Source organism: Prevotella illustrans, assembly GCF_017426725.1.
GTDB classification, from domain to species: Bacteria; Bacteroidota; Bacteroidia; order Bacteroidales; family Bacteroidaceae; genus Prevotella; species Prevotella illustrans.
Genome location: NZ_JAERMS010000073.1, coordinates 1 through 2,846, shown reverse-complemented (window position 1 = coordinate 2,846; position 2,846 = coordinate 1). Strand labels below are relative to the sequence as shown.

At 54.5% G+C, this 2,846-nt stretch carries 2 protein-coding genes; both read right to left on the bottom strand.

Translation table 11 applies throughout. The annotated features are described in order from the left end of the window. Positions 1 to 2,512, bottom strand: a 2,512-nt coding sequence (locus JHU38_RS12145) for a TonB-dependent receptor (RefSeq protein WP_207859408.1), incomplete at its 3' end; no start/stop codon positions are given. A gap of 176 nt (positions 2,513 to 2,688) precedes the next feature. Further along, the gene (locus JHU38_RS12140; protein WP_394370917.1) at positions 2,689 to 2,814 is read right to left on the bottom strand and encodes a hypothetical protein; all 126 of its coding nucleotides are present in this window, start codon (positions 2,812 to 2,814) and stop codon (positions 2,689 to 2,691) included. Between the last annotated feature and the right edge of the window lie 32 nt (positions 2,815 to 2,846).

Genomic DNA, 2,846 nt, shown 5'->3' with positions numbered 1-2,846 from the left:
CGCTCACGCCGGCATACCAGGTAGCGCCGTAGACAGGGGCGTACATGAAGGCGGCGTCATCGGTGTGCTTTTCGTCCTGAATATAACTGAAGATATTCTTGCCACCCGCGTAGACGGTGAACATCCGGCCCAGTTTCTTAGCCACACGGCAGTTGAAGAGCATGAAGGTATCGGTCTTCTTAATCTTGGATTCCTGCATGCCGGCCTCAGCCATGTAGTCGATGTACATCTTGCCTTGGAGCGAACTCGTGAGCGTGAAGGTCCAGGTGCCGGGCGTGTACTCCAGCGTGAAGTCACCCGTCATTTGCGGGAAACGGGAAATCTGCTTGCTGTCTTTCTCAAACCGTTTGTATTCCGCTTCACGTCCCTTGACGTTAGCCAGATTGTCCTGCGCCTTCTTCAAGTCGTCGGCATTGCCACCGGCCATCGCGTCTTTCACGGCGTCTTCCAGACCGCCGACAATGTCGTCGAACTTCCACTCGTCGCGCACATTCTTATACTTGCCTTGGTTGAAAGTCCAGTTGAGGTTGGCAGAAAGGTCTTTCATGATGTTGACCTTGGCTCCGAGCTCCACGCCCTGCACGTAAGCGTCGCCCTTGTTTTCCCACTGATAGGTGTAGCCGAGAGCTTTCACCTTGTCGTCGGCGTCGCCGAAAGCGATCTTGTTTTTCAGGTTGGTGCGGAAGATGTTGGCACTCAACTGATAGTCCTTGCCGTAATAGTCGGTCGACAGATTGAAGCTGACCGACTTCTCGGCCTTCAGGTCGGACGATTTCCACACGCGGGGAGAACCCGAGCAGAGGTGCAAGTCCTCTGAAAAGCCGTAGGGCGCACGGAAACCGGTACCCACGTTGGCACGGAACACCAGGTCGGAAGAGGGCGAATATTTCACGGCAAGACGTGGATTGACGCTCGTTTCGTTGAACTTAGTCTTGGGGAAATTGCCATCAAACACCTTCTTGCTCGACGTGTATTCCTCACCCGAGCTGTGTGTGTCGAGGCGCAAACCGGGAACGACGCTCAGCCGGGGCGTCACCACCCACTCGTCCTGCACGAAGAAGCCGAACTCGTTGGCGTGCTTCTTGCCGATGGAGGTGTAGTCCGTACCGTAGTAAGCGTCGCCGGGATTGCCCGTGATGCAGTAGAGACCGGTCTCGTGCAACCGGGTGAAATAGCCCTGCGCGCCGAGCAGCAGGCTGTGGTTGCCCAATCGGGTGGCGAAGGTGAGCGACGGCGTCACCGTGTTTTCCTTGGCCAGATAGGGACGCATGCTCTCCACATCGGGACTCTTGCCGTCGTGAGTCTCCTTGTACGAACCCAGGTAGGTGTCGTTGGTGGCCTCGCGACGATGGTGCACGTAGGCCACCGCCAAGTCAAACCTCGAACGTTCGCCCACGGGCAACGAATAAGTCAGTTCCGAGGTGAGACGCTTCGTATTGATGTTCTCCGTCATTTCGGTGAAGGGATTCAGATACCGATCGTCGGTCATGACTCCGCCACGGCGTTCCTCGTCGGTGGCCTTACCGCGAAGGATGAGCTTGTCTTCCTTAGCGAAGGGACTGTAGAAATAAACGCCGAAGCCCAGGTTGTTCACCTTATCGTTCACGCGGTCGGAAATGCCGTCTTTGTGCTTCACCGCCTTACGACCGACACCGTCCCGGGTGGCGTCGACGGCATCCATCTCCGTACGTTGCGCGAAGACATTGAAGCCGATGTCGCTATTGCGCCATGAGCCGGAGGCGTTGTAGTTCTTGTAGCCGAAGTTGCCAAACTGCAGATCGCCCTTGATACTGGGCTCGTAGCCGGGTTCCTTCGAGATGAGGTTGATGGCTCCGGCCACGGCGCTGCTGCCGTAGAGCGCCGACCCCGCGCCCTTAACGATTTCGATGCGGTCGAGGTCGTTGGTGTTCATCTGCTGAAGGCCATAGACGCCGGCCAGACCCGAATAGATTGGTTCGCCGTCGATGAGCACCTGCGTGTGCTCGGCACCCAGTCCCTGCATGCGCACTTCGGAGAAATTACAGAACTGACACTGCTGCTCCACCCGAATACCCGGCGTATTCTCCAATGCTTCGAACACGTTCTGGGCGTTTTTGTTGACGATGGCCTGTGATGTCAGCACCTCCGTGCGGATAGGCACGTTCTTGACATAATGCTGCGTGCGTGTGCCCGTCACCACAACCTGATTGATGGACATCTCGTCCTCTTCCAACTGGAAATAGGCCCCCGTCCCCTTTTCGCGCTGCATCAGCACTTCGAGTTCCTGATCCTTATAGCCTACCATGGAAGCGACGACCGTCTGCTTGCCCACCGGCAGGTCGGACAACTTAAAATGGCCCGTTCCATCGCACATCGTTTTGAGTTTTGTTCCTTTCACCTTAATCGTAGCGTAAGGCAAATGTTTTCCGGTAGCCTTACTTTTTACATCTCCGAAAAGCATAGCGTCGGTTTCCTGCGCGCCAACTTGCAGGGCACACAGAACCCCGATCATAAAGAGTAGAATCTTTTTCATAACAAGGATTATTTGTGTAAATAAAATTAAATTCGTACAAAAGTAATATTTTTTTACGAGAATCACAATACCCATATATAAGTATATAGGTATAGCCGATGATTCCACACCGGCTATATAAACTTTTGCTCACAAAAACAGTATAATACTTTATGTTTGTTCAAAAGGAACAAACCTTATTCCTCACACACCCAGTCGCTCACGGTGCCCGTCTCGCTGCTGAAGGTACAGCCGATACGGTAGACGGGGCGGCTGTCGTGTCCGTATTCCCGTGCGTAACCCTTCCTTTCGATCTGCTCGATCGCTTCGACGGCGGGACGGTCGAGCTTATACT